This window comes from Paraburkholderia sprentiae WSM5005, from assembly GCF_001865575.2.
GTDB lineage: Bacteria > Pseudomonadota > Gammaproteobacteria > Burkholderiales > Burkholderiaceae > Paraburkholderia > Paraburkholderia sprentiae.
In genome coordinates, this window is sequence record NZ_CP017562.2 from 2,507,752 (window position 1) to 2,532,812 (window position 25,061).

The 25,061-nt window shown below is 65.7% G+C and carries 19 protein-coding genes; 5 read left to right on the forward strand and 14 right to left on the reverse strand.

Going from position 1 to position 25,061, the window contains the following annotated elements; translation table 11 throughout:
• Positions 1–17 precede the first annotated feature (17 nt).
• Genes treZ through treY form a run of 3 tightly spaced genes read left to right on the forward strand, consistent with a single transcriptional unit; the run spans position 18 to position 6,978 of the window.
• On the forward strand, positions 18–1,922 hold the full coding sequence (gene treZ / locus BJG93_RS28145; protein ID WP_027195337.1) for a malto-oligosyltrehalose trehalohydrolase: 1,905 nt from the start codon (positions 18–20) through the stop codon (positions 1,920–1,922).
• Complete coding sequence (gene malQ, locus BJG93_RS28150; RefSeq protein ID WP_027195338.1) at positions 1,919–4,117, forward strand: 4-alpha-glucanotransferase; 2,199 nt, start codon at positions 1,919–1,921, stop codon at positions 4,115–4,117. Before treZ ends, malQ begins: the two co-directional genes overlap by 4 nt.
• Positions 4,114–6,978: a malto-oligosyltrehalose synthase gene (gene treY, locus BJG93_RS28155; RefSeq protein ID WP_027195339.1), complete on the forward strand. Its 2,865-nt coding sequence runs from the start codon at positions 4,114–4,116 to the stop codon at positions 6,976–6,978. The genes malQ and treY overlap by 4 nt, the downstream gene beginning before the upstream one ends.
• 39 nt (positions 6,979–7,017) lie before the next feature.
• On the opposite strand, the gene BJG93_RS28160 is transcribed toward treY, so the two are convergent.
• Both BJG93_RS28160 and BJG93_RS28165 read right to left on the reverse strand, forming a co-directional pair.
• A complete protein-coding gene (locus BJG93_RS28160) occupies positions 7,018–8,361 on the reverse strand; it encodes a hemolysin family protein (RefSeq protein WP_027195340.1) in 1,344 nt (447 codons plus the stop codon).
• A gap of 90 nt (positions 8,362–8,451) precedes the next feature.
• Entirely contained in the window at positions 8,452–9,273 is an 822-nt protein-coding gene (locus tag BJG93_RS28165; protein WP_027195341.1) for a sensor histidine kinase, read from the reverse strand.
• A 205-nt stretch (positions 9,274–9,478) separates the two neighbouring features.
• Here BJG93_RS28165 and BJG93_RS28170 point away from each other — a divergent pair, with 205 nt between their 5' ends.
• Positions 9,479–9,820: an FKBP-type peptidyl-prolyl cis-trans isomerase gene (locus tag BJG93_RS28170; protein ID WP_027195342.1), complete on the forward strand. Its 342-nt coding sequence runs from the start codon at positions 9,479–9,481 to the stop codon at positions 9,818–9,820.
• 19 nt (positions 9,821–9,839) lie between these two features.
• On the forward strand, positions 9,840–10,628 hold the full coding sequence (locus BJG93_RS28175; protein ID WP_027195343.1) for an AraC family transcriptional regulator: 789 nt from the start codon (positions 9,840–9,842) through the stop codon (positions 10,626–10,628).
• A gap of 225 nt (positions 10,629–10,853) precedes the next feature.
• On the opposite strand, the gene purF is transcribed toward BJG93_RS28175, so the two are convergent.
• From purF to asd, 12 genes are all read right to left on the reverse strand, one after another.
• Positions 10,854–12,404 carry an amidophosphoribosyltransferase gene (gene purF / locus BJG93_RS28180; RefSeq protein ID WP_027195344.1) on the reverse strand — a complete coding sequence of 517 codons (1,551 nt, stop codon included), beginning with the start codon at positions 12,402–12,404 and terminating at the stop codon, positions 10,854–10,856.
• Between the two features lie 89 nt (positions 12,405–12,493).
• Positions 12,494–13,045 (reverse strand): CvpA family protein, encoded by a 552-nt coding sequence (locus tag BJG93_RS28185; RefSeq protein ID WP_027195345.1) that lies wholly within the window; start codon positions 13,043–13,045, stop codon positions 12,494–12,496.
• A 7-nt stretch (positions 13,046–13,052) separates the two neighbouring features.
• A complete protein-coding gene (locus BJG93_RS28190; protein ID WP_027195346.1) occupies positions 13,053–13,991 on the reverse strand; it encodes an SPOR domain-containing protein in 939 nt (312 codons plus the stop codon).
• 29 nt (positions 13,992–14,020) lie between these two features.
• Positions 14,021–15,331, reverse strand: a complete 1,311-nt coding sequence (folC, locus tag BJG93_RS28195; RefSeq protein ID WP_027195347.1) for a bifunctional tetrahydrofolate synthase/dihydrofolate synthase — start codon at positions 15,329–15,331, stop codon at positions 14,021–14,023.
• 329 nt (positions 15,332–15,660) lie between these two features.
• Complete coding sequence (gene accD / locus BJG93_RS28200) at positions 15,661–16,533, reverse strand: acetyl-CoA carboxylase, carboxyltransferase subunit beta (protein ID WP_027195348.1); 873 nt, start codon at positions 16,531–16,533, stop codon at positions 15,661–15,663.
• Positions 16,534–16,611: 78 nt separating this feature from the next.
• Positions 16,612–17,424: a tryptophan synthase subunit alpha gene (gene trpA / locus BJG93_RS28205; RefSeq protein WP_027195349.1), complete on the reverse strand. Its 813-nt coding sequence runs from the start codon at positions 17,422–17,424 to the stop codon at positions 16,612–16,614.
• 80 nt (positions 17,425–17,504) lie between these two features.
• A complete protein-coding gene (locus BJG93_RS28210) occupies positions 17,505–18,419 on the reverse strand; it encodes a DNA-methyltransferase (protein WP_027195350.1) in 915 nt (304 codons plus the stop codon).
• Between the two features lie 9 nt (positions 18,420–18,428).
• On the reverse strand, positions 18,429–19,622 hold the full coding sequence (trpB, locus tag BJG93_RS28215; protein ID WP_027195351.1) for a tryptophan synthase subunit beta: 1,194 nt from the start codon (positions 19,620–19,622) through the stop codon (positions 18,429–18,431).
• Positions 19,623–19,682: 60 nt separating this feature from the next.
• Positions 19,683–20,393, reverse strand: coding sequence for a phosphoribosylanthranilate isomerase (locus BJG93_RS28220; protein ID WP_027195352.1), 711 nt, complete (start codon positions 20,391–20,393; stop codon positions 19,683–19,685).
• Positions 20,390–21,202 (reverse strand): tRNA pseudouridine(38-40) synthase TruA, encoded by an 813-nt coding sequence (gene truA / locus BJG93_RS28225; protein ID WP_027195353.1) that lies wholly within the window; start codon positions 21,200–21,202, stop codon positions 20,390–20,392. The genes BJG93_RS28220 and truA overlap by 4 nt, the downstream gene beginning before the upstream one ends.
• A complete protein-coding gene (locus BJG93_RS28230; protein WP_231337544.1) occupies positions 21,199–23,733 on the reverse strand; it encodes a FimV/HubP family polar landmark protein in 2,535 nt (844 codons plus the stop codon). The genes truA and BJG93_RS28230 overlap by 4 nt, the downstream gene beginning before the upstream one ends.
• 186 nt (positions 23,734–23,919) lie before the next feature.
• Complete coding sequence (gene asd, locus BJG93_RS28235; RefSeq protein WP_027195355.1) at positions 23,920–25,041, reverse strand: aspartate-semialdehyde dehydrogenase; 1,122 nt, start codon at positions 25,039–25,041, stop codon at positions 23,920–23,922.
• Positions 25,042–25,061 lie beyond the last annotated feature (20 nt).

A 25,061-nucleotide genomic window follows, 5' to 3' on the forward strand; every position in this document is an offset into this window, starting at 1 on the left:
ATTCGAATGGTGAAGACATGTCTGAAAGTCCGATTGATCCTCACGCGCATCATCACGCGCACTGCCTGCCGTTCAGCGCGCAGTTGATCGGCGCGAGCAGCATCCGACCGCGCACGCGGTTCCGTTTTTGGGCGCCGTCGTGCAAAAGCGTGCAGGTGGTCATCGAAAACGGCCACGCGCAGGGCACGCACGACATGACGCCGACCGGCAACGGCTGGTTCGAGAGCACCGTCGAGTGCGGCGCGGGCACGTTGTATCGCATGCGGCTCGACGACGGGCAGATGGTGCCCGATCCGGCCTCGCGGTTTCAGCCGCAGGACGTGCACGGCCCGAGCGAAGTGATCGATCCACGCGCCTATCGTTGGGAACACACCGCCTGGCACGGCCGGCCCTGGGAAGAAACGGTGCTGTACGAATTGCACGTCGGAGCAATGGGCGGCTACGCGGGCGTGCAAAAGCGCCTGCCCGAACTCGCGGCGCTCGGCGTCACCGCCATCGAGCTGATGCCGTTGAACGACTTTCCCGGTCGTCACAACTGGGGCTACGACGGCGTGCTGCCGTACGCGCCCGACTCCGCGTACGGCCGCCCCGAAGCGCTGAAAGCGCTGATCGACGCCGCGCACGGCCTCGGCCTGATGGTTTTTCTCGACGTCGTCTACAACCACTTCGGACCGGACGGCAATTATCTGCATACTTACGCGGAGCCGTTTTTCCGCGCAGGCGTGAAAACGCCGTGGGGCCCCGCGATCGACTTCGAGCGCAGCGAAGTCAGCGACTTCTTCACCGACAACGCGATCTACTGGATCAACGAATACCGCATCGACGGCCTACGCTTCGATGCGGTGCATGCGATCGACAATCCCGGCTGGCTGCGCGAGCTGTCGGACCATGTCCGCGCGCACGTCCAGCATGGCCGCCACGTGCACCTGGTGCTCGAAAACGAGCACAACGAGGCTAGCCTGCTCGACGCGCATTTCGACGCGCAATGGAACGACGACGCGCACAACACGCTGCACGTGCTGCTGACCGGCGAAACTGAAGGCTATTACCACGCGTATGCAAACGAACCGATTCGCCGGCTCGCGCGCGTGTTGTCCGAAGGCTTCGCGTATCAGGGCGAGCCGTCGCCGCTGCACGACGGTGCGCCGCGCGGCGAGCCGAGCGCGCATCTGCCGCCCACGTCGTTTGTGATGTTTTTGCAGAACCACGATCAGGTCGGCAACCGCGCGTTCGGCGAACGTCTGCGCAAGCTGACCTCGGATGACGCGCTGCGCGCGGCGACGGCGTTGCTGTTGCTGTCGCCGCAAATTCCGCTGCTGTTCATGGACGAGGAACATGGCTCGACGCAACCGTTCCTGTTTTTCACCGATTACACCGGCGATCTCGCCGACGCCGTGCGCGAAGGACGGCGCCGCGAATTTGCACGCTTCGCCGCGTTCAGCGACGAAGCGCGCCGCGCGCAGATTCCCGATCCGAACGACCCCGAGACCTTCGCCGCCTCGTCGCCGCCCGCGCCCGATGCGGAGCCGACGCCGGATCGGCTGGACTGGATGCACTTCTACAAGTCCGCGCTCGCGGTGCGCGCGAAGCTGGTCACGCCGCGCTTGAAGCATACGAAGGCGTGTGGCGCGACGGTGCTGCGAGATGCCGCCGGCGGCGACGCGAACGCGCTGATCGCGCGCTGGATACTCGGCGATGGCGAGACGCTGTCGATTGCATTGAATCTCGCGCGGCAGAACGTCGCGTTCGACGATATTCCGGACGGCAAGATCGTGTTCGAAACACCGCCACGCGCGCGCGAGCGGGTCGACGCGCGGGTGTTGCCCGCTCATGCGTGCATCGCGTGGCTGACCGGCGACATCAACGAATTCGCGAGCCGCCACGATGCGCGCATCGCATCGCACGAGGAGCAGCGCGCGTGACGACCCGACGCCCCAACGACAGGCTCGCCGCGCTCGCCACCCGCGCAGGCTTCGAGGTGGAGTGGCAGGACGCGCACCACAAGCCGCAGCACGTGCCCGAAAAGACCCTCGCGACGCTGCTCGAACGCATGGGTCTGCCGTGCGGCAACGCCACCGAGATCCGCCACAGCGCCGCCGCTTTGGAGGCCGAACTATCGGGCCGCAGGCTACCGCCGCTGATGACCGCGGTGATCGGGCGTGGCATCGCGCTGCCCGCGGCTGCGGTCAAATCGGGCAGCCATTACCGGATCGAACTGGAAAGCGGCGCGATCATCGACGGCCGCTTCACCGCGCCGAGGGGCGAGCAAGCGCTGCTCACGCCGATCGACGAAGCGGGCTATCACACGCTCGTGATCAACGACCAGCGCATGACGCTCGCGGTCGCGCCGCCGCGCTGCTACACCGTCGCCGACGCGTGGCGCACGCTGCACGACGGCGAAGGCGAACCCGAAGCCGCGTCGCCCGCGCCGCCACTGTGGGGCATCGCCGCGCAGCTGTATGGCTTGCGCCGCCTAGGCGACGGCGGCATCGGCGATTACACGGCGCTCGCGCAGCTCGCGCGGCACGGCGCGCAGCGCGGCGCGCACGCGCTCGCCGTCAGTCCGACGCACGCGATGTTCAGCGCGCAACCGGAGCGCTTCAGCCCGTATGCGCCGTCATCGCGTTTGTGGCTCAACGTCAGCCATATCGATCCGGCTGCGGTGTTCGGCGCGGACGCGGCTGCGTCGGCATCGGCGCAGGCCCGCGACGCATGGTCGACATACGAGGACCTGCCGCTGATCGACTGGGCCCACGCGACACCGCTGAAGCTCGCGGCATTGCGCGCGCTGTACGAGCAGTTCAACGCGAACGAGCGCCCGCAACATTCGCCGCGCGCGCTCGAATTTCACGGCTTCTGCGAGCGCGCCGGGCGCGCGCTGGAAGATCACGCACGCTTCGAAGCACTGCAGGCCGCGCAGCTCGCGCAAGGCGGGGACGGCCATTGGCGCAACTGGCCCGAGGCGTTGCGCGACCCGCGCAGCCCCGAAGTCGAGGCGTTCGCCGCCGCCCATCGCGCCGAGGTCGACTTCCATCTGTTCCTGCAGTGGCTGGCCTCGCGCGGCCTGTTGCATGCGCAGCACGCGGCGCGCGAAGCCGGCATGGCGATCGGCCTGATCGCCGATCTCGCGGTGGGTTGCGACAGCGCCGGCAGTCACGCATGGTCCTATCCGAACGACATGCTGCGGGGCGTATCGGTCGGCGCGCCGCCCGACCTCTTCAACCAGGCCGGCCAGTCGTGGGGGCTCACTACGTTCTCGCCGCGCGCGATGCGCACGCAAGGCTTCGCCGCGTTCATCGACATGCTGCGCGCGGCGTTCGCCCATGCCGGCGGGATCCGCATCGATCACATTCTCGGCTTGCGGCGCTTGTGGCTCGTGCCGGAAGGCGAAAGCGCGCGCAATGGCGCGTATCTGCGCTATCCGCTCGAAGACCTGCTGCGGCTGATCGCGCTCGAATCATGGCGGCATCGTGCGATCGTGATTGGCGAGGATCTCGGCACCGTGCCGCCCGGTTTTCGCGAGCGGCTCGACGAGCACGGCATCGAGGGGATTCGCGTGCTGTGGTTCGAAGGCGCGCCCGACGGCAACGGCTTCAAGGCGCCAGCCGATTGGGATCGCAACGCGGTCGGCACGACGACCACGCACGATCTGCCGACCATCGCCGGCTGGTGGCGCGGCAGCGACATCATGTGGCGCAACCGCATCGGCCAGACGATGGCGCGCAGCGACGGGCGCGACCCCGAGGAAGCGGCGCTCGAAGAGCGCGCGCAACAGCGCGCCGACTTGTGGCGCGCGTTCCAGCAAGCGGGCGTGGCCGCACCCGACGTCGCGCCGCCGGGCGCCGACGACCCGCCGGTCGACGAAGCGCTCGCGTTCGTCGCCGCGACGCCAGGGCCGCTCGTCACGTTCCCGCTCGAAGACCTGCTCGCGCTCGCCGAACAGCCGAATCTGCCGGGCTCGATCGACGAGCACCCGAACTGGCGCCGCCGCATGACGCTGCCCGTCGACGCGATGTTCGACGACCCCGTGTTCACTGATCGCCTGCTGGCCGTCGACGGCGCGCGCCGCGCCGCCGCGCCGTCATCCAACCCTTCCGCGGAGCCTGACACGCCATGACCGTTCCACGCTCCACGCTGCGCCTCCAGTTCCATCGAGGCTTTACGTTCGACGACGCCGCGCGGCGCGTCGAATGCTTCGCCGCGCTCGGCATCAGCCATCTGTATGCGTCACCGATCACGACGGCCGAGCCCGGCTCGATGCACGGCTACGACGCCGTCGACTACACCCAGGTCAGCGCCGAATACGGCGGCGAGGCGGGCCTGAAGCGCCTCGTCGACGCGCTGCGCGCGCACGACATGGGGCTCATCGTCGACATCGTGCCGAATCATATGGGCGTCGGCGGTTCGAGCAACGCGTGGTGGCTCGACATTCTCGAATGGGGCCGCCACAGCACCTATGCGCGTCATTTCGACGTCGACTGGCATTCGCCCGATCCCGCGCTGCGCGGCAAGGTGCTGCTGCCGACGCTCGGCGCGTCGTACGGCGAAGAGCTGGCGGCCGGCCGCATCGGGCTGCATTTCGCACCCGACGGTGGACGCTTTTATATCGGCTATGGTCCGCACGTGTTCCCGGTCTGTCCGGTCGATTACGCGGCGATCCTGCAAGGCGCCGACCGTGCCGATCTGAGCGCGCTCGCCCATCGCTTTCAGGGACTCACGACGCAGCCCGCCGATCAGCCGCGCGCCGCCGAGGCGCGCGACGCGCTGCGCGAGTTCGTCGAGCGCGAGGGCGAGTCGGCGATCGAGTTCGTGCTACAGACCTACGCGCCCGAAGACCCGCTCACGCGCGACCGGCTGCATCGGCTGATCGAGCGGCAGCATTTCCGGCTCGCGTGGTGGCGCACCGCCTCCGACGAAGTGAATTGGCGGCGCTTCTTCGACATTTCGACGCTCGCCGCGGTGCGCGTCGAGCGGCCCGAGGTGTTCGAAGCGGTGCATGCGCTGATCTTTCGCCTCTATCGCGAAGGGCTCGTCGACGGCTTGCGGATCGATCACATCGACGGGCTCGCCGAGCCGCGCGAATACTGCCAGCGTTTGCGCCAACGGCTCAGCGAGCTGCGCGACACCGCACCGTACGTGGTGGTGGAGAAGATTCTCGGCCGCGGCGAGCCCTTGCACGACGACTGGCCCGTCGACGGCACGACCGGCTACGACTTCATGAACGACGTCGGCGCGCTGCTGCACGATCCGGCCGGCGCCGAACCGCTCGCGCGCACGTGGGCCGAGATCACCGGCCGCAGCGCTAGCTTCGCCGATGAAGCGCGCGCCGCGCGCCGCAAGATTCTCGCGGAGAACCTCTCCGCGGAACTGGACCGCGCGGCGCGCGCGCTGCATCGCATCGCACGCGATTCGCTGAGCACGCGCGACTTCACCTACACGACGCTGCGGCGCGTGCTGGTCGAACTGGTCGTGCATTTCCCCGTGTACCGCATGTATCCGCAGAACGGCCTGCGCAGCGCCGCCGACAACGTCTATTTCGAGCAGGCGCTCGACGGCGCACGCGCTTCGCTGCCGCGCTCGGACCATGCGGCGCTCGAGCGCGTGAACGCGTGGCTCGGCGGCAGCACCGAGGACGCGCCGCCCGCACGGCCTGGCGCCCAGTCGCAGCAGGCCCAAGGCGGTGCGCCGCCGCCGCATGCGGGTTCGTCCCGGCGCAGCGCACAAACGCTGTTTTCGCAGCTGAGCGCACCGCTCGCCGCCAAGGCGATCGAGGACACCGCGTGCTATCGCTACGGGCGTCTGCTGTCGCGCAATGAAGTCGGCTCGGACCCGGGCGAATTCGCGCTGTCGGTCGAGCAGTTTCACGCGGGCAACCTCGAGCGCGCGCAACGTTTTCCGCATGCGATGCTCACGACCGCCACGCACGATCACAAGCGCGGCGAAGACGTGCGCGCGCGGCTCGCGGTGCTCAGCGAGATCGCCGATGAGTGGGGTGCAACGTTGCGCGCATGGTCGACGTTGAACGCGCCGCAGCGTCGCGCGCCCGACGGCACGCCGATCAGCAGCGTGAGCCAGGACAAGAGCGACGCGTGGGCCCCCGGTCCCGCCGCCGAAGCGATGCTGTATCAGACGCTGGTGGGCTGCTGGCCGCCGGCGCTGCGCGCCGACGACGAAGCCGGCGTCAACGAGCTGGCCGAGCGCGTCGCGCAATGGCAGTTGAAGGCGCTGCGCGAGGCGAAGCTGCAAACCAGCTGGCTCGCACCCGACGAAGCCTACGAAGCCGGCTGCCGCGAGTTCCTGTTCGGCATCCTCGCGCCGCAACGGCGCGACGGCTTTCTGAAGGAACTGTCGGCGTTCGTCGAGCGCATCGGTCGCGCGGGCGCACTCAACAGCTTGCAGCAGACAGTGCTGCGTCTCGCGTCGCCTGGGATCCCTGATCTTTATCAAGGCACCGAGCTGTGGGACTTCAGCCTCGTCGATCCGGACAATCGGCGGCCAGTGGATTTCGCCACACGCGAGATGTGGCTGCCGCAAACCCAAACGCCGCCGTCGGAATTTCTCGCGGACTGGCGCAACGGCCGCGTGAAGCTCGCGGTGATCCAGCGCGTGCTGGCGTTGCGCGCGCATCTGCCGGAGCTGCTGAGTCAGGGCACCTATCTGCCGCTGACGGTGCGCGGCGTGCATGCGTCGAGTGTGATCGCGTTTGCGCGGCGCCATGGCAATGCATGGGCCGTGGTGATTGCGAGCCGGTTGGCGACGGGGTTGCTTGGCTCTGACACCGATCTGCCGCTCGTCGAGCCGGCGCAATGGGCGGATACGGCGATCGAAATGCCACCCGATCTGTCGGCGCGCGCACTGTTCGACTGGCTAAGCCCCGCCGCGCCGAAAGTCGACGATCACGGCCTGCTGTGTCTGCGCGACGCGCTCGCCGCGATGCCGGTCGCGGTGCTGATGGAGGATGGGGTGCCTCGAAGCTGAGGCGGCAAAAAACGGTTGAGGCTTCGGTTGGCTCGGGCCTCAACCGCCCTCGTCGTCGAACACCTTCGGATACACGCGCACGAGCACGATGCGCGGCCCCTTCATCTTCTTGACCACGACGTCGAAGTCTTCGAACTCGACGCGTTGCCCTTCGTCCGGCAGATCGTTGAGCGCCTGGATCACGAGCCCGCCGACCGATTCGGCCCTGCCTTCGTCGATGTCGATGCCCAACGCGCGTTCGAGCGACACCACCGGCAAGCTGCCCTTGCCCATCAGCGTGCCGTCGTCCATGCGCGTCCAGTCGGCGTCGCCCTGACGGAACTCGTCGTGGATCTGCCCGACGAGCGCGCCGAGCAGGTTGTCGAGCGTCAGGAAGCCGATCGGTTTCGCGTTCTTATGGCCGACCAACGCGAAGTGCGGTGCCCCCTTGCGAAAGCGCCGGAACAGCTCGAGCGCCGGCATCTCGGGCTTCACGTACTGCACGGGCCGCACGTAGCGCGACAGGTCGTCGAGCGTGCTGCCCGCCTGGCGCGCGAGCAGCAGGTCCTTCAGGTGGATCATGCCGGCCACGCGCTCGCCCAATGCATCCTCGAACAGCGGATAGCGGCTGAAGCGGTGCCGCGCGACCACCTGCATGTTGTCGCGCAACGGCAGATCGCGCCGCAGGCCCACCATTTCATACGACGGCCGCATCAGATCCGATACGGTCATGCGCGAGAAGTCGAGCGAGTGCGCGATCGTATTCCATTCGTCCTGGCTGTACGCGCCGGTCGACGAACCGAGTTCGTTCGCGACGTTCGCGCGGCGGCCGCGCAGGATCAGCTTCAGTTCGTCGGTCGAGTAATGCGAATCGTGACCGTGCTCGCTGTCGAGCCCAGCGGCCTTCAGCACCATGTTCGCACTGGTGTTGAGCAGCCAGATGGCCGGGTACATCGTCCAGTAGAAAACGTACAGCGGCAGCGCGGCCCACAGCGAAATCTTCTCCGCCTCGCGGATCGCGAGCGACTTCGGCGCGAGTTCGCCGACCACGATATGCAGGAAGGAAATGCACGAAAAGGCGAAGAACAGCGAAATGCCGTGGATCAGGTTCTCCGACTCGACGCCGATCACCGTGAAAAGCGGTCTCAGCAGTTGCGCGAACGCCGGTTCGCCGATCCAGCCGAGCCCGAGCGACGCGAGCGTAATGCCTAACTGACACGCCGACAGATAGGCGTCGAGCTGCCCGTGCACTTTCGCGAGCAGACGTCCGCGCATGCCATGCTGGATGGCGAGGCCTTGCACGCGGGTCTGCCGCAGTTTGACCAGACCGAATTCCGCGGCGACGAAAAAGCCGTTGAGGGCAACCAGAAACAATGCACCGATAAGGGCGACAACCTGGATCAAAGCGACGGGCTCCGGCAACAAAAGTTGTCAGTATAGAGGCTGAAAGCTCGATGAAATATGGTTCGCGAGCTAACGCATGGGCTGCAGCGCTTATTTCGGCGTCGCCGCGCTCAACGGCACACGCAGCACGAGCGTGGCGGGGGTCGCGGTGTCGCTCTCCGCTCCGGTCGCATCGCTTTGCTCGAAGCTGCCGCCATGCGCCTCCGCGACGCGTTTGCTCAACGCGAACACCCACGCGATGCGCTTCGCCTCGCGCGGCTCGCAGGCTTGCTTGCGCGCGAACGCTTCGAGCACGTGCGGCAGTGCGGCGTCGTTCAATGCCGCGTGGTTCGGCTCGTAACTGACCCGTGCCTGCCACGTGCCGTTGTCCACGCGCGCGGCCAGTGCGACCTCGGCGCCACGCGCGCTCGCCTCGGCGGCGAACATCAGCATCAGCCACAGCGCGGCGGCGAGGCGAGCGCGGTCGCCGTTCAACTGCTCGGTGGCGAGTTGCGAGTCGAGCCGCACGTCGACGCCACGCGCGCGGGCGAGGCCGGTGCGGACTTCCTCGACGGTTTCGTCGAGCAGCGGATGCAGTGGAAACGGTTCATACGTGAGCGCGAGCGATTTCGTTTCGGCGCGCGTCGCATCGACGATCGTCTCGAGCAGCTTCACCTGCTGATCGACGCCGCTGCGAATGCCGGTGATCGCGCGCTGCGAGTTGGGGTCGTTCGCGTCGAGCTTGCGCTCGAGCACGTACGCCCAGCTGTGAATGGCATTCAACGGACCGCGCAGGTCGTGCGACACCAGCGACAGCACATGATCGCGCAAGAACAACGCGGTTTCCGCTCGGAGAAGCGCGCTGCGTTCGGAGATGACGAAGCCGGCTGACGCCGGCGGGGCGCCCGCAGTTCCGGTGGGTGACGTAGTCACGATCGAGTCCTCCCAGGCAATGCTGGGTGATGAAAGCAAGCCTCATTATAGGCATCCCGTCCAGGCCGACGAGTGCGGCTGAACGTCCAGACGGGACGCAATCGGCATGCCATATGGGAATGCCGATGACACCGTGCAAGACTCGGCGATCGGCGTCAACGCGCCTACAATGTCGGTTTTTACGTTTTGATCTGAGGAGCAACGCATGTCGACTGTGACGACCGAATCCGGCCTGAAATATGAAGACCTCGTGGAAGGTGGGGGCACCGAAGCCGTGGCCGGCAAGACCGTGACCGTGCACTACACGGGCTGGCTGACGGACGGCCAGAAGTTCGATTCGAGCAAGGACCGCAATGACCCGTTCGCGTTCGTGCTGGGCGGCGGCATGGTCATCAAGGGCTGGGACGAAGGCGTGCAAGGCATGAAGGTCGGCGGCAAGCGCAAGCTGACCATTCCGCCGCAACTCGGCTACGGCGTGCGCGGCGCGGGCGGCGTGATTCCGCCGAATGCGACGCTCGTGTTCGAAGTCGAACTGCTCGACGTCTGAGTTACATCGCGATGTTGTCATGAGCCACGCCGCCGTCACCGCCCCTAACGTTTCGCTGCGCTGCTATGGCGCGATCGAAGCGTCGGACGTGCACGACTTCCACCAGGTCGTGCTCGGGCTCGACGGCGCGATGGTGATGGCGGTGGACGGTGTCGCACGGCAGATCGAGGCCGGCTGCGCATGGCTGATCCCGGCCGGCGCGCGGCACGATTACGCGGGCGTCGGCGCGAACCGGCAGCTCGTGCTCGATTTGCCGGCCGCGTCGCTGGCGGTGCCAGAACGGCTGTTCGAGCGCGCGCGGGCCGTGGCCGTCGATTCATCGCTCGCACAGCTGGTGCATACGATTGCCGCCCATGCGGCGGACGGCGCGGACGAAACGCCAGCGAATGTCTTCGATAACCGCCGCTTCCATTGGGATGCCGCGGCACGCCTGGGCGCCGCGCTGATCGCCGATTCCGGTGCGCTTGCCGGTGCGCAGGCTGGAGGCGTTCGCCTCGATTTCGCGCGCATCGACCGCTGGCTGCGCGCGCATCTGTCCGAGCCGCTGAAGATCGCGGATCTCGCCGCGCACTGCGGCTTCGGCATGCGGCGTTTTCACCAACTGTTTATCGATGCGTTCGGCGAGACGCCGCATCGCTACTTGCAGCGGCTGAGGCTCGACACGTCGATCACGCTGCTTGCGGACCCGCGTCGTTCGTTGACCGATATCGCGCTCGAGATCGGCTTCGGCGATCAGAGCGCTTATACGCACGCGTTCACTCGGCGTTTCGGGTTGGCGCCCGGGCAGTGGCGCGCGTTGCGGCACTGAGGACGTCGAAGGCTTCTGCCCGAGGCTTTGCTGCCTGCAACTCTCCAAACTCCTGTGGCCATTTCCGGCAGCAACAAAAAGCCCGCTTTTGCGTCTGCAATAAGCGGGCTTCATGTGTAAGGAGGTTGGCGCCGGGGCGGACGACCGTGGCTTTGCGCTGTTCGCTTCAGCTGTGTCGGGTTGCACCGCGTCCGCAGCCGGCATCAAATCGCGCGGTGCGTGCGTTCAACTCATCGATAGTTGCAGATGCAGTTGCGAACGCGCCGGGCCGCCACCGTCGATCGCGTCGCTGGCCGCGTCGCGATCAGATTGCGACGATGGCGCGAGACGCGCGCTTTCGATGCGGTCGAGGTACTCGGTCGTGATGTCGCCGGTCACGTAGTTGCCGTCGAAGCACGACGCCTCGAACTCCTTCAGGGCCGGGTTGATATCGCGCACCGCCTGCTTCAGCGCGTCGACGTCTTGGTACACGAGGTGATCCGCGCCGATCATGCGCGCGACTTCCTCGTCCGAGCGGCCATGCGCGACCAGTTCACCGCGCGTCGGCATATCGATGCCGTAGACGTTCGGGAATTTCACCGGCGGCGCCGCCGACGCGAAGATCACCTTGTTCGCGCCCGCATCGCGCGCCATCTGCACGATCTCATGAGACGTCGTGCCGCGCACGATCGAGTCGTCGACGATCAGCACGTTCTTGCCCTTGAACTCGATGTTCATCGCATTCAGCTTCTGGCGCACCGACTTCTTGCGCACCGCCTGACCCGGCATGATGAAGGTACGGCCCACGTAGCGGTTCTTGAAGAAGCCCTCGCGATACTCGACGCCGAGCTTCTTCGCGACCTGCATCGCGGCCGGGCGCGACGAATCGGGAATCGGCATCACTACGTCGATCGCGACGTCGGGCAGTTCGCGCCTGATCTTCTCGGCGAGATAGTCGCCCATGCGCAGACGCACGTTGTAGACAGGCACGCCATCGAGCACCGAATCCGGACGCGCCAGATACACGAGTTCGAAGATGCAGGGGTTCAAGCTCGGGGTCGTCGCGCATTGCTGCGAATGCAGCTGGCCTTCGGCGTCGATGAAAATCGCCTCGCCCGGCTGTACGTCGCGCACGAATTCGAAACCGATGCCTTCGATCGCCACCGATTCGGACGCCAGCATCCACTCGACGCCCTCTGCCGTTTCCTGCTTGCCCAGGCACAGCGGACGGATACCGAACGGGTCGCGGAAACCGAGCAGGCCGTAGCCGGCGATCAGCGAAACGATCGCGTACGAGCCGCGCACCCGGCGATGCACACCCGACACCGCTTTGAACAGCGCAGCCGGATCGAGCTGCAAACCCGAGCTCGACAGTTGCAGCTCGTGCGCGAGCACGTTGAGCAGCACTTCGGTATCGGAATTGGTGTTCACATGGCGCCGATCGATGCGGAACATCTCGTCTTTCAGCTGCTGCCAGTTCGTCAGATTGCCGTTGTGCGCGAGGATGATGCCGAACGGCGCGTTCACGTAGAAGGGTTGCGCTTCTTCTTCGCTCGACGCCGAACCGGCGGTCGGATAACGGACCTGGCCGATGCCCGTGGTGCCCGGCAGGCTGCGCATGTTGCGCGTGCGGAACACGTCGCGCACCATGCCGTTGGCCTTGTGCATGTGGAAATTGCTGCCGTTCGCCGTCGCGATGCCGGCGGCGTCCTGACCGCGATGCTGCAGAAGCAGCAGGCTGTCATAGATCAGCTGGTTGACCGGAGAGCGGGAAACTACACCTACGATGCCGCACATGGCATGTCCTTCAAAGGTACGAAATTCGTGATGGCGACCGGTGCGTATGACCGCGCCCGCGCTTTGATGCGACGGAACGCGCTACGACGTCAAGGCAGCCGGTATGCGCCGGAGTCCTGTTGCGCGTTGCTCGGGGCACCCGGATCGTCCACATGGACGTAAGCGGCAAGCGCCCCGGGGAGCAGCGGCTTCATTGCGTGAACGCCCGCAACCGCGTACGGACGAAGCAGCGCGTTGCGCCAGAATTCCTGTTTGGGCAGTTCGGTCAAGCCTGCGAGGGCGACCAGAATCAGCACCAGAACGACCCCACGCACGAGGCCGAACATCAAACCGAGCGAGCGGTCTGCAGCGCCCAGTCCCGTGACCTGCACGAGCCGGCTGAGCAGCGCGCTCACCACGCTCGTGACCAGCACCACGCCGATCACCACGAGCGAGAAAGCGAGCAGCCACTGCGTCAACGCGCCGCCCGGCCAGTTGGATGGAACATACGGGACCACGTAGCCCACGAACTCGCAAGCGATGAAAAACGCCGCGACCCAGCCGATCAAACCAAACACTTCCGACAGTAAACCGCGCCAGGCGCCTCGAAGCGCCGACAAACCGATCACCGCCATTACAGCGTAGTCGAAGGCAGTGAACATCGCTCGCTTACTGTGCGCTGCCGCCGTTCGCGCCCGACACGAGGCCCGCCTCGCGGACCTTCGCGACAGCGGCGGTGGCCGCGGCGCGGTCGGCGAACGGGCCGGCACGCAGCAGTGTCAGGGTCGAGCCGTCGGCTTGCTTCCGACGCTCCGTATATGTGGGTACGCCAGCCGCTTTCAACTTGGCGGCCCAATTGCGCGCGTTCGTTTCGTTCGCGAAGGCGCCGAGCTGCACCGCGAATCGGTTGCCCGGCGGCGAGGCCGGCGTGGCGGCGTTCGCGTCGGCATTGGCGGTGGCCGCATTCGGGTCGTCTTCGCTCGACGCCGACGGCGCGGGTGCCTTGGTCGGTTTGGGGGCGGCAGTGGGCGCGGTGTTGGCGGCGAGCGACTGAGTTTGCGGCTTCGCGGCGGGCTTGGGTGTCGCGGCGCTAACGGTGCCGTTCGCAGCAGACGAAGTCGTGCCCTGTTTGGCTGCTGTCGATTGAGTCGATTGGGTCGGCTTCGTGGTGGAGGCCGAAGCCGACGCCGCGGTCGTTGCCGGCGCGAGACTGGACGCGGCGACACCCGTGTCGGCGGCCGACGGATTGTCCGGTGCGACGCCGGCTTGCACGTCTTCGTTCGCGGTGGATTTGGAGAGCTTCGGTGCGGGCCGATTGGGAATATCGATCGAGATGTCGTCGGTGACAGGCTTCGGATGAGAATCCAGCACCATCGGCAGGATGATCACCGCCGCAACGACCAGTGCGATTGCCCCGACGAGCCGGCGCCGCGCGCGCTGTTTTTCCGGCAGCGTGGGGTCGAGCAGCATTGCGTCTGCATCGACGTTGCGCTCGGTGCGGCGGGTGCGCCGCTCGACGCGCTCGCCCCGGGCGGGCCGATTGGAACTGGTGTTTGCGCCGCGCCGGTTGGGCGCGTCGTCTTTCTTGCCGAACGAGAAAATTCCCATGAATCGCTTGGTTCGAGCCTGGTGGCCGCTCAGTGTTGCTGCGATTTCCGGTAGGCCATCACGCCCGCTACCGTATAGAAACTGCCGAAAACCACGATTCTATCATTCTCTGACGCACGTTTTAGCGCGTCCTGGAAAGCCTGTGCCGGTGTCGGGTAACGCGTGACGCTGTTGTCGGCGCTGTCTTCCACGCCGAGCTCGCGCAACGCGGTTTCCAGCTCTTGCGCGGACGCGGCCCGTGGGGTTGGCAGATCGGTCACACACCAGTGATCGATCTCGCCTTTCAGATGATTGAGCACCCCCGCGATGTCCTTGTCGCGCATCGCACCGAACACCGCGTACGTGTACGGGAAAAAGCCCATGTTGCCGAGATTCTGCCCGAGCACTGCGGCTGCATGTGGGTTGTGGCCAACGTCGAGCACGATGGACGGCTTGCCCGGCAGCACCTGGAAACGGCCCGGCAGATCCACGTTGGCGATGCCGAGCCGGATGTCCTGTGCCGACACCGGCAGACGGTCGCGCAAAGCTTCGAGTCCGGCCAGCGCCGCCGACGTGTTGATCAGCTGATTCGCGCCGCGCAGTGACGGGTAGGCGAGCGCCGAGCGCCGCAGCGTCGGCCCGACATAGCTCCACTGCTGGCGCTCGCTGCCGGCCTGACCTTCATAACGGAAATCCCGGCCGAATAGCCACAATTGCGCGCCGATCTCGGCCGCGTGATCGATCAGCGATTGCGGCGGCACCGGGTCCGCACAGATCGCAGGCTTGCCGGGGCGGAAAATGCCGGCTTTTTCGAACGCGATTTTTTCGCGTGTGTCGCCGAGATAGTTGGTGTGGTCAATATCGATGCTCGTGATGATCGCGCAGTCGGTATCGAGGATATTGACGGCGTCGAGACGGCCGCCGAGGCCGACTTCGAAAATCACCACGTCGAGGCCGCGCGACGCGAATAGGCTCATGATCGCGAGCGTCGTGAATTCAAAATAGGTCAGCGTAACCGGTTTCGCGAGGCTCAGGCGCGCGGCTTCGACGGCTTCGAAGTGCGGCAGCAGATCTGCGTCGCTTGCCATTGCGCCGTTGATACGCGCGCGCTCGTTGAACGATAGCAGATGCGGTGACGTATGGCAGCCGACCGTATAGCCCGCGCGCAGCAGGATCGCTTCGAGAATCGCGCAGGTCGACCCTTTGCCGTTCGTGCCGCCGACCGTGATGATCGGGCAGGCGAACGACAGCTGCATCGCATCGCGTACCTGGGAGATGCGAGTCAAACCCATGTCGATGCCGACCGGATGCGCGGATTCAAGGTGCGTGAGCCACGCGTCGAGGGTGGGGAATGTCGTCATCGGGTGCATCTTGAGTGAGTCGCGGTGGTTCGGTTCTGCTGTGCTGCAAGAGGTGATGGTCAGGCGGTTCCGATCGGGGATCGCGCACCGCCCGACGATCGTGGACGGAAGCCGTCGCGCGGTTTATGCGCACAAACCCGTGCTTCGAGCCGCGCCAGCTTCGGCTTGACCGCCGCCTCCGCATCGCAGGCGACCGTAATTATCCCGGAAATGACAGCGCGCCGCTTGATTGCTCACGCGGCGCGCTATTTTTTGATTGCTTCGCCGGCCGCCGCAGCGTCTTTTCGACAGCGCGGCGAAAGGGCGGCAAATTCGGTGCTGTGCGGCTTTTACGCGACCGCGTCCGCCGGCTGATGGCTCAGTAGCGCCAGCAATTGCGCGATCTCCTCACGCAGCTTGCGACGATCGACGATCATGTCGATCGCGCCCTTCTGCAGCAGGAACTCGGCGCGCTGGAAGCCTTCCGGCAGCTTCTCGCGCACAGTCTGTTCGATCACGCGCGGACCGGCAAAGCCGATCAGCGCCTTCGGTTCGGCGATCACGACGTCGCCGAGGAACGCGAAACTCGCGGACACGCCGCCCATCGTCGGGTCGGTCAGCACCGAGATGAACGGCAGTTTGGCCTCGGCCAGCTTCGTCAGCATCGCGGTGGTCTTGGCCATCTGCATCAGCGATAACAGGCTTTCCTGCATCCGCGCGCCGCCCGAAGCCGTAAAGCAAATGAACGGCACTTTCTGTTCGAGCGCGTTCTGTGCGCCGCGCGCGAAACGCTCGCCAACCACTGAACCCATCGAGCCGCCCATGAACGAGAACTCGAAGTTCGCCACCACGACCGGCAGCGTGTGAATCGCGCCGCCCATCACGACCATTGCGTCGGTTTCGTCCGTTTCGTCCATCGCCTCTTTCAGGCGCTCGGGATACTTGCGGCTGTCTTTGAACTTCAGCGCGTCGACCGGAACGATTTCCTGGCCGATTTCGTAGCGGCCTTCCGGATCGAGCAGGCCGTCGAGCCGCTCACGCGCGCCGATGCGCATGTGATGGTCGCATTTCGGGCAAACATGCAAATTGGCTTCGACGTCGTTGCGATATAGCACGGCTTCGCACGACGGGCACTTGATCCACAGGCCTTCCGGAATTCCCTTGCGGTTCTTCGGGTCGGTTTGTTTGATTTTTGGCGGAAGCAGCTTATCGAGCCAGCTCATAGGGAATCCTTCTGGGTCAGCAGTCGCGCGAACGGCGGGACAAGCCCGCCGCTCACGTTACCGCGACAAAAATAACTGTTATCGGGCGGTCGCGACGCTATCGAGCGCCTCGCGCACTTCAGCAACGAAACGCGTGAGCGTCTCGACAGCCGCGTCGGGCGCTGCCTGTTCGAGCAATTGAACGATACGGCTGCCGATCACGACGGCATCGGCCACCTCGCCCACCGCGCGCGCGGTTTGCGCGTCGCGAATGCCGAAACCGACGCCCACCGGCAGGGGGACGCGCGACTTGATGGCCGGGATTTTACTCGCGATGCTGGAAACGTCCAGATTCGCGGCGCCGGTGACCCCTTTCAGCGACACATAGTAGACGTAGCCGCTGGCGATCCGGCCAACCTCCGCGATGCGTTCGTCGGTCGAAGTGGGTGCGAGCAAAAAGATCGGATCGATACCGGCGGATTGCATCTGACCGGCGAAGTCAGCGCACTCTTCGGGCGGATAATCGACCACCAGTACGCCATCGACACCGGCCTCCTTCGCTGCTTTCGCGAAGCCCTCGGCGCCCATTCTCTCGATGGGATTCGCGTAGCCCATCAGGACGACCGGGGTTTTGTCGTTGGTTTCGCGGAAGCGCTTGACGTCGGCCAGCACGTGGCGCAGCGACACGCCCTTTGCGAGCGCGCGTTCAGATGACTGCTGTATCACCGGACCGTCGGCCATCGGGTCAGAAAACGGCACGCCAAGTTCAATCACATCGGCGCCGCCGGCGGCGAGCGCGTGCATGAATTCGACCGTGCGAGCCGGGTCCGGGTCGCCAGCGGTCATGAACGGGATCAAGCCTTTCTTACCTTGTGCGGACAGCGCGGCAAACGTGTTCTTGATACGGGACATGGAAATATTCTCGAATTAGGGCTACTGCGCACTCATCGCAGCGCGCTTTTCAGCGAATTTAGCGGCGCATTGCGCGCGTTTCACTGCATCTCGGTCGACCGCTGCACTTTCGGCTTAGCTCGGGACCGCCGCGGCACAGCAGGCGTAGCGGCGGCGCTGACGCGCTCGCGCGCTATTGCGCAATAGCTCTCGTTGATCTCATAGCCGACGAATTCGCGCTGATGACGGACGCAAGCGACTGCGGTAGTGCCGCTGCCCATGAACGGGTCGAGCACGCGGCCGCCCTTTGGACAGCTGGACAGCACCATCCGCTCGACGATTTCCAGAGGTTTCTGGGTCGGGTGCGCGACACGCTCGGCGTGCTGCCGATGCAGACGCGACACCGACCAGAGATCCTTCGGATTATAGCCAAGCTCCAACCACTTGCTTCCCTCGAACAACTTACGCGAACGCGCCTTCTTCGTAACTGCGTCATATGGGATGCGGACGGGATCGAGATCGAAGAAGTAGTCCTTCGACACCGCGAAAAAACCGATATTGTCGTGCACCGACGTAAAGCGGCGCGTGGTGCCGCCCATACTCGGCACGCGCCGGTCCCAGACGATTTCGTTGATCATCGTGAGTTTCGTCTTCAGGAAACTGAAGATTTCCGGCGCGTACTGCCAGGTGCAGAAAATGTAGAGCGACCCCGTCGGCTTGAGCTTCGGTACGGCAAGCTCGAGCCAGCCACGCGTCCAGACGAGAAATTCCTCGCCCGTGCGCATGTCGGAGTCGTTGCCATAGTCCTTCCCCAGCCCGTAAGGCGGATCGCAGACGATCAGGTCGATCGACTCGTCGGGAATGTTCGCTACATCGGTCAGAAAGTCGCGGTTCAGCAACTGAATGTCGGCCGGCACCTGCGCGAGCAGCGGTGCAGATGCCGCGGCCGCCGGTACCTCGGCGGCCGGACTCGTGGTTTCAATCGCCGGCTGCGGCTCGTCGAACTCGTCGCGCATCGTCGCGGCTCAGAACTGGATACCCGATCGCTCGGCGACCGTGTGCATGTCCTTGTCGCCGCGGCCCGACAGGTTGACCAGCAGGGCCTTGTCTTTCGACAACGTCGGCGCGAGCTTCGTAGCGTAAGCAAGCGCGTGGCTCGACTCCAGCGCGGGAATAATGCCCTCGATGCGACAGCAATCGTGGAAGGCCTTGAGCGCTTCTTCGTCGGTAATGCCGACATATTGCGCACGATTGATCTCTTTCAGCCACGCGTGCTCGGGTCCGACGCCCGGATAGTCGAGACCTGCCGACACCGAATGCGTCTCGATGATCTGGCCGTCTTCATCCTGCAGCAGATACGTACGATTGCCGTGCAACACACCGGGGCTGCCGCCGATTAGCGATGCCGCGTGACGGCCCGTGTCGATGCCGTCGCCGGCAGCTTCGACGCCGATCAACTGCACGGAACTATCGTCGATGTAGGGATAGAAAATACCCATCGCGTTCGAACCGCCGCCGACGCACGCAATCACGGCGTCAGGCTGACGGCCGGCGAGTTCGGGCATCTGCACGCGGCATTCGTCGCCGATCACACGCTGGAAATCGCGCACCATCATCGGATACGGATGCGGGCCCGCAACCGTGCCGATGATGTAGAACGTGTTTTCCACGTTGGTGACCCAGTCGCGCATCGCTTCGTTGAGGGCGTCCTTCAACGTGCGCGAACCCGATTCGACCGGGACAACCGTCGCGCCGAGCAGTTTCATGCGGTACACGTTGGCCGCCTGGCGGCGTACATCCTCGGCGCCCATATAGACGACGCACTCCATACCGAAGCGCGCGCAGATCGTCGCCGTGGCCACGCCGTGTTGACCGGCACCGGTCTCCGCGATCACGCGCGGCTTGCCCATGCGCTTAGCCAACAGCGCCTGACCGATCACATTGTTGATCTTGTGCGCGCCCGTGTGATTCAGATCTTCACGCTTTAGATAAACCTGCGCGCCGCCGAGCAATTCGCTCCAGCGCTGCGCGTGATAAATCGGGGACGGGCGACCTACGAAGTACTTCAGTTCGCGCTCGTATTCAGCGACGAATTCCGGGTCTTTCTGATATTTCTCGTACGCTTCACGCAGCTCGTCGAGTGCGGAAAACAGAGTTTCGGCGACGAACACGCCGCCAAACTGGCCGAAGTGGCCCCTCTCGTCAGGCAAGTTGTACATAGTGATCACTCTTCTCAGGATGGCTCGCGGCTTTCGTCGGAAAGCGTCCGCGAGCCTGAATCATTCAGCGTCCGCGGCGTGCACCGCGCGTACGAACGCCGCCATCCGGGCGTGATCCTTCACGCCCCGGGCGCCCGGTACTTCGATGCCGCTCGAGACATCGACCGCGTACGGGCGCACGCGATGGATCGCATCACTGACGTTTTGCGCGTTCAACCCACCACTCAAAACGGCCCGATGCGCGAGCCCTGCTGGAATAAGTGACCAATCGAAAACCTTCCCGCCGCCGCCGTAGCCTTCGACATGCGTGTCGAATAGAAGAGCACTGGCTGCCGCATAGTTGAACGCCGATTTTACCAAATCGGCCGATGGAGTATCCGTCGCCACCCTCAACGCGCGCAACCAAGGCAAACCCGCAACGCCGGCGAGCGTCTCGCACTGCGCCGGCGTCTCGTCGCCGTGGAACTGCAACAGCGTCAGGTTCACGTTGCTCGCGACTTCGTGGACCCATTCGGGCGTCGCGTTGACGAACAGACCGACGACCGACACGAATGGCGGCACATCATGTACGAGCTCGACCGCTTGCGCGACGCTCACCGAGCGCGCACTCGGCGGATAGAAGACGAGGCCGATCGCGTCGGCGCCGAGATCGATCGCGTGGGCTATGTCGGCGGGCTTGGAAAGCCCGCACAGCTTGATGCGCGTGCGGTGCGGCACGCTTTGCAGGGCGGTGGCATCGGCCTGGTTGGCGGGGTTCTCTGCTGTTTTCATGTTTGCGGTTGCTCGGTCCATACGCTGCTCCATGGCACGCTGCCCGTCGACGGGTCCGGCACGCCGAATTGCTCAGGATAGCCCACTTGCGCGAGGTACAGGCCGTCGGGCATGAAGGTCGGCGCCGCGCAATCGCGGCTGCGGCTCGCGAGCACGTCGGCCATCCACGCGGCCGGGCGGCGGCCGCTGCCGATTTCGATCAGACAGCCCATCACGTTGCGCACCATGTGATGCAGGAAGGCGTTCGCGCGAAAGCGGAAATGCACGAAGTTGCCGTGCCGTTTGACGTCGATCCGGTACAAGTGCTTGAACGGCGTCTTCGACTGGCATTGCGACGAACGAAACGCCGAAAAGTCGTGCTCGCCGATCAAGTGCTCGGCGGCCGAGCGCATCGCGTCGACGTCGAGCGGCGTGTGCACCCAGCCCGCGCGCGTCGTGAGCAGCGGCGAGCGTACCGGACTTACGTATAGCAAGTAGTAGTAAGTCCGCTCGAATGCCGAAAACCGCGCGTGGAAATCGTCGGGCATCGGCTTGGCCCATTGCACGCCGATCGTCTTCGGCAAAAACGCGTTCGGCCCGCGCACCCAGGAGATGTCGACGCGATCGAGTTCGGTGTCGAAATGCACGACCTGGCCCAAACCGTGCACACCGCGGTCGGTGCGGCCGGCCACGACCGTCTGCACGGGCGTGCGCGCGAATTCGCGCAGCGCCCGTTCGAGCGCGTCCTGCACCGTGTTGCCATGCGGCTGCGACTGCCATCCGGCGAACGCCGCGCCGTCGTACTGCACGCCTAATGCGATGCGCTTCACGACAGCGGTGCGAGAGTCGAAAGCAACGCGCGGGCTTCGGTGCGCGTGGCCGGATCATTCGCTTCGATCACCTCGTTGATGAGCGCGCGCGCGCCCGCCAGATCGCCAAGTTCGATGTATTCGGAGGCCAACTCGAGCTTGTTGCGCGCAATGCGGCCGAGATCGGCCGGCGTGAAGGACGGCAACGGCTGAGCGGGGCTTGGCGGCAACTCGAGGTCGAAGTCGAGCTTCAGCGCGCCGAAGCCAGCTGCGCCGAGACCCGCGACGGCGCCGTGGCCTGCTGTGCCGGCGGCGATCTGCTCAGCGATGTGCGGCGCGTCGTCGTCCGCGCCGTCGACGCCGAAGGCCTGCCGCGCGGTCGCGTCGGGCGATGCAACCGGTTGCGTCGACAGCGACGTGGGATGTTCCGCGTCGACAGCGGCCGGCGCTTCAATGCGCGGCGGCAGCGGCATGTTCAGGCTTCCGACCGCGTCGACGGCATCGCGGGGGAACTCGCGGGGTGCGGGCGGCGTGGGTTGCGGCGGTGCGGGGATGTCGCTGAATGGCCGGTCGAACGACGTGGTTGTGCGCGGTTCGACCTGGTGTTGCGTGAAATCGATCAGTGGGGGAGGAACGTTTAAGGGGAGCTGCGGTTCGGCCGTCGCGATGTGCGGGGTGACCGAGGGCCGTTCTGTTGGGCTTGGCGTCGGCGTTGCGGTGGTGCCCGTCGCTTCATCTGCCGTCGCGTTTTCTGCGGATTCGTCCTGCGATTGCATGGGATGCGCGCCGTCGTCCTGTGTCCCGCTAATGACCGGTTCAAGCGGTCCTAGTGGCAACGCGTCGGCGCCGAGTTCTGCCGCGGCCGCGAGATTGGCGGCTGTGGCCGCAGAACGCAGGGTCTCGTCGCGAACCGGTGCGATTGCCGGTGATTCGGTAGACGGCTCGCTACCGGTCGCTGGCGGGATGCTGGCGAATGGGGCCGTCGGTGCCGTGGGTTCAGGCGTGCCTCGTTGCTGTTCCGCCAGTTCCGCAGCCGCGCGCTCGGCGGAGGTGCGTTCCGCCGCTGCGCGTTCCGCTTCCGCACGTTCCGCCGTGACGCGTGCTGTTGCTTGCTCGACTGCTGCGCGTTCCGCCGCGGCCTGTTCCTCGGCCGCTGCTTGCTCGGCTGCGGCTTCCTCGGCCGCTGCTTGCTCGGCTGCGGCTTCCTCGGCTGCGGCTTGCTCGGCTGCCGCCTGTTCGGCCGCCGCACGCTCTGCCGCTGCCCGCTCCGCTGCCGCGCTTTCTGCCGCTGCCTGCTCGGCTGCCGCACGTTCCGCTGCCGCCGCTGCAGCCCGCTGTGCGGCCTCTGGATCTTGCGCGTCCGATTCCTCCATGGCCGTCGCCTGCCCTGCCACTGCGCTGCCGTTGCGCGAATCGGCCTCACGCGCCAATTTCGCCCCTTCCGCCTCAGCTGCCTCGGCAGCCCGCGCCGCGGCCTCTTTTTCGCGTTTGCGGCGGCCCATGCGCAGAGCGCCAATCAGAACGACCAGTGCCGCACCCACCGCCGCCGCGATGCTCAGATCGCGCTGGGACACGCCGCCGTCATTCGACGGTGACGTCGCCACATTCGCGTGCTCCGGCGCCGCGGCCACGGTTGCCGCGGAGCCTGCCGCGGCTGGCTGCGCAGCGCTCGTCGGCGTCGGACCCGAAGCGACCGGCGCCCCGCCGATACCGTGCTTCTGCAACTCCATCAGCACGCGATTTTTCAGCGCCAGCAATTGCTGCAGACTCGACACCTGGGGATGCGGCTGCGAAGCCGCCTGCACGGCGGTGGCCGCCCGTGCAGGCGCGCTCGCCGCCGACGGCGCTTGTCCGGCAGGCGCGCTCGCCGCCTGTCGAATCGATCCCGCCCATTCCTGCGTGCCACTGGCCGCCACCGGCGCGGAGCCCGCCACAGGCGCGGACGAGACCGCGCCGCCCGCCGCCGCGCCGGTCGATACCGGCGCGCTGGCTGCGCCGGGGACCGCGGGTGCGGCTGGCGTGACCGCTTGAGCCGCGGCGCTGGCCGCACTCGCGGCGGCGGCGTTGACCTGTGCGACAGCACTCGCCGTGCTGGCGGCCGCCGCCGCCGACTCCGACGCCCCCGCCGCAGCCCCAGCCGACGACGCCGACGACGCCGACGACGCCGCCAAGGCGCCCGACGCGTCGAGCGCCGGCACGTTCAACACCGCCCCGACACGCATCCGGCTCGGATCGTGGTTCATGAAAGCGGCCGGATTCGTGTCGAACAATGCGCGCGTCGCGCGCGCGAGCACGGCCCGGTCATGCGACTGCGTGATCGCGATCGCGACGTCGTTCAGCGACTGCCCCGCGTGTACGGTGAACTGAGTGACCGCGGCGACAGCGACGACGGTGGGAGTAGAACTGCCAGCGGAAGCGGCCTCCGGCGCGCTCGTGGCGCTCGTGGCGCTAGCCGGCGCGGCCAGCGCATTGCCCGCGCCACCGCCCAGCAGCGCGAGGACGAAAGCAGCACCTACGGCCCTCGCCGCCGGACGGCTCCCGAATCGCACCATTGCGAGACGAATGGACCTAGCCCGAAGAAGGGAGCGTCGAAAGTTCATCGGGACTCCTGGCGCGTCAGCGCGCAGCCTTTTTTGCGAGTGAATTGAGACAAGATAATCGGAGCACACAATGAAAAAAGCGCCGCGCAAGCGCGACGCTTCTTGAGTTATCTACGCGTCGTGAGCGCGTAGTTTACTTTACTTGTCGAGCACAATGCGAAGCATACGACGCAGCGGCTCCGCCGCGCCCCACAGCAGCTGGTCGCCGACCGTGAAGGCCGACAGATATTCGCCGCCCATCGCGAGTTTGCGCACGCGGCCGACCGGCACCGTCAGCGTACCAGTGACGACCGCCGGGGACAGATCGCGCATCGACGCATCACGTTCGTTCGGCACCACCTTGACCCAGTCGTTGCCCGACGCGAGGATCCCGTTCACTTCGTCGAGCGGCACGTCCTTGTTCAGCTTGATCGTGAGCGCCTGCGAGTGGCAGCGCATCGCGCCGATCCGCACGCACAGACCGTCGACCGGAATCGAGCCGGGCGTGCCCATGGCAGGCTTGCCGAGAATCTTGTTGGTTTCGGCGCCACCCTTCCACTCTTCCTTCGACATGCCGTTGCCGAGATCCTTGTCGATCCAGGGAATCAGCGAGCCCGCGAGCGGCACGCCAAAGTGATCGGTCGGCATGCTGTCGCTATTCATCGCGTTAAGCACGCGGCGGTCGATATCAAGAATCGCCGACGCCGGATTCGCGAGTTCGTCCTTCACCGCGCCGTGCAGCGTGCCCATTTGCGACAGCAGTTCGCGCATGTTCTGCGCGCCCGCGCCCGATGCGGCTTGATAAGTCATGGCCGTCATCCAGTCGACCAGGTTTTCGCGGAACAGGCCGCCCAAGGCCATCAGCATCAGGCTTACCGTGCAGTTGCCGCCGATGAAGTTCTTCTGGCCTTTGACGAGCGCGTTCTTGATCACGTCGAGGTTGACCGGATCGAGGATGATGACCGCGTCGTCCTTCATGCGCAGCGACGATGCCGCGTCGATCCAGTAGCCGTTCCAGCCCGCCGCGCGCAGCTTCGGGAACACTTCGTTCGTGTAGTCACCGCCCTGGCAGGAGATGATCGCGTCGCACTTCTTCAGATCTTCGATCCTAGCCGCATCTTTGAGCTTGGTCTCGTTTTTGGCGAACGACGGCGCATTGCCGCCCGCGTTGCTGGTGCTGAAAAACACCGGTTCGATCAAGTCGAAATCGCCTTCCTGCTGCATGCGTTGCATCAGGACGCTGCCGACCATGCCGCGCCAACCTACGAGACCTACGTTCATGACTTCGTACCCTTCGAATG

Excerpts from the sequence above, each read along its gene's own strand:
- BJG93_RS28230 (WP_231337544.1), bottom strand. The coding sequence starts at position 23,733 with ATGGTGCGATTCGGGAGCCGTCCGGCGGCGAGGGCCGTAGGTGCTGCT.
- purF (WP_027195344.1), bottom strand. The coding sequence starts at position 12,404 with ATGTGCGGCATCGTAGGTGTAGTTTCCCGCTCTCCGGTCAACCAGCTG.
- BJG93_RS28190 (WP_027195346.1), bottom strand. The coding sequence starts at position 13,991 with ATGGGAATTTTCTCGTTCGGCAAGAAAGACGACGCGCCCAACCGGCGC.
- BJG93_RS28185 (WP_027195345.1), bottom strand. The coding sequence starts at position 13,045 with ATGTTCACTGCCTTCGACTACGCTGTAATGGCGGTGATCGGTTTGTCG.
- accD (WP_027195348.1), bottom strand. The coding sequence starts at position 16,533 with ATGAGCTGGCTCGATAAGCTGCTTCCGCCAAAAATCAAACAAACCGAC.
- BJG93_RS28175 (WP_027195343.1), top strand. The coding sequence starts at position 9,840 with ATGAGCCACGCCGCCGTCACCGCCCCTAACGTTTCGCTGCGCTGCTAT.
- treY (WP_027195339.1), top strand. The coding sequence starts at position 4,114 with ATGACCGTTCCACGCTCCACGCTGCGCCTCCAGTTCCATCGAGGCTTT.
- BJG93_RS28220 (WP_027195352.1), bottom strand. The coding sequence starts at position 20,393 with ATGAAAACAGCAGAGAACCCCGCCAACCAGGCCGATGCCACCGCCCTG.
- folC (WP_027195347.1), bottom strand. The coding sequence starts at position 15,331 with ATGACGACATTCCCCACCCTCGACGCGTGGCTCACGCACCTTGAATCC.
- BJG93_RS28210 (WP_027195350.1), bottom strand. The coding sequence starts at position 18,419 with ATGCGCGACGAGTTCGACGAGCCGCAGCCGGCGATTGAAACCACGAGT.
- trpA (WP_027195349.1), bottom strand. The coding sequence starts at position 17,424 with ATGTCCCGTATCAAGAACACGTTTGCCGCGCTGTCCGCACAAGGTAAG.
- treZ (WP_027195337.1), top strand. The coding sequence starts at position 18 with ATGTCTGAAAGTCCGATTGATCCTCACGCGCATCATCACGCGCACTGC.
- asd (WP_027195355.1), bottom strand. The coding sequence starts at position 25,041 with ATGAACGTAGGTCTCGTAGGTTGGCGCGGCATGGTCGGCAGCGTCCTG.
- BJG93_RS28170 (WP_027195342.1), top strand. The coding sequence starts at position 9,479 with ATGTCGACTGTGACGACCGAATCCGGCCTGAAATATGAAGACCTCGTG.
- trpB (WP_027195351.1), bottom strand. The coding sequence starts at position 19,622 with ATGTACAACTTGCCTGACGAGAGGGGCCACTTCGGCCAGTTTGGCGGC.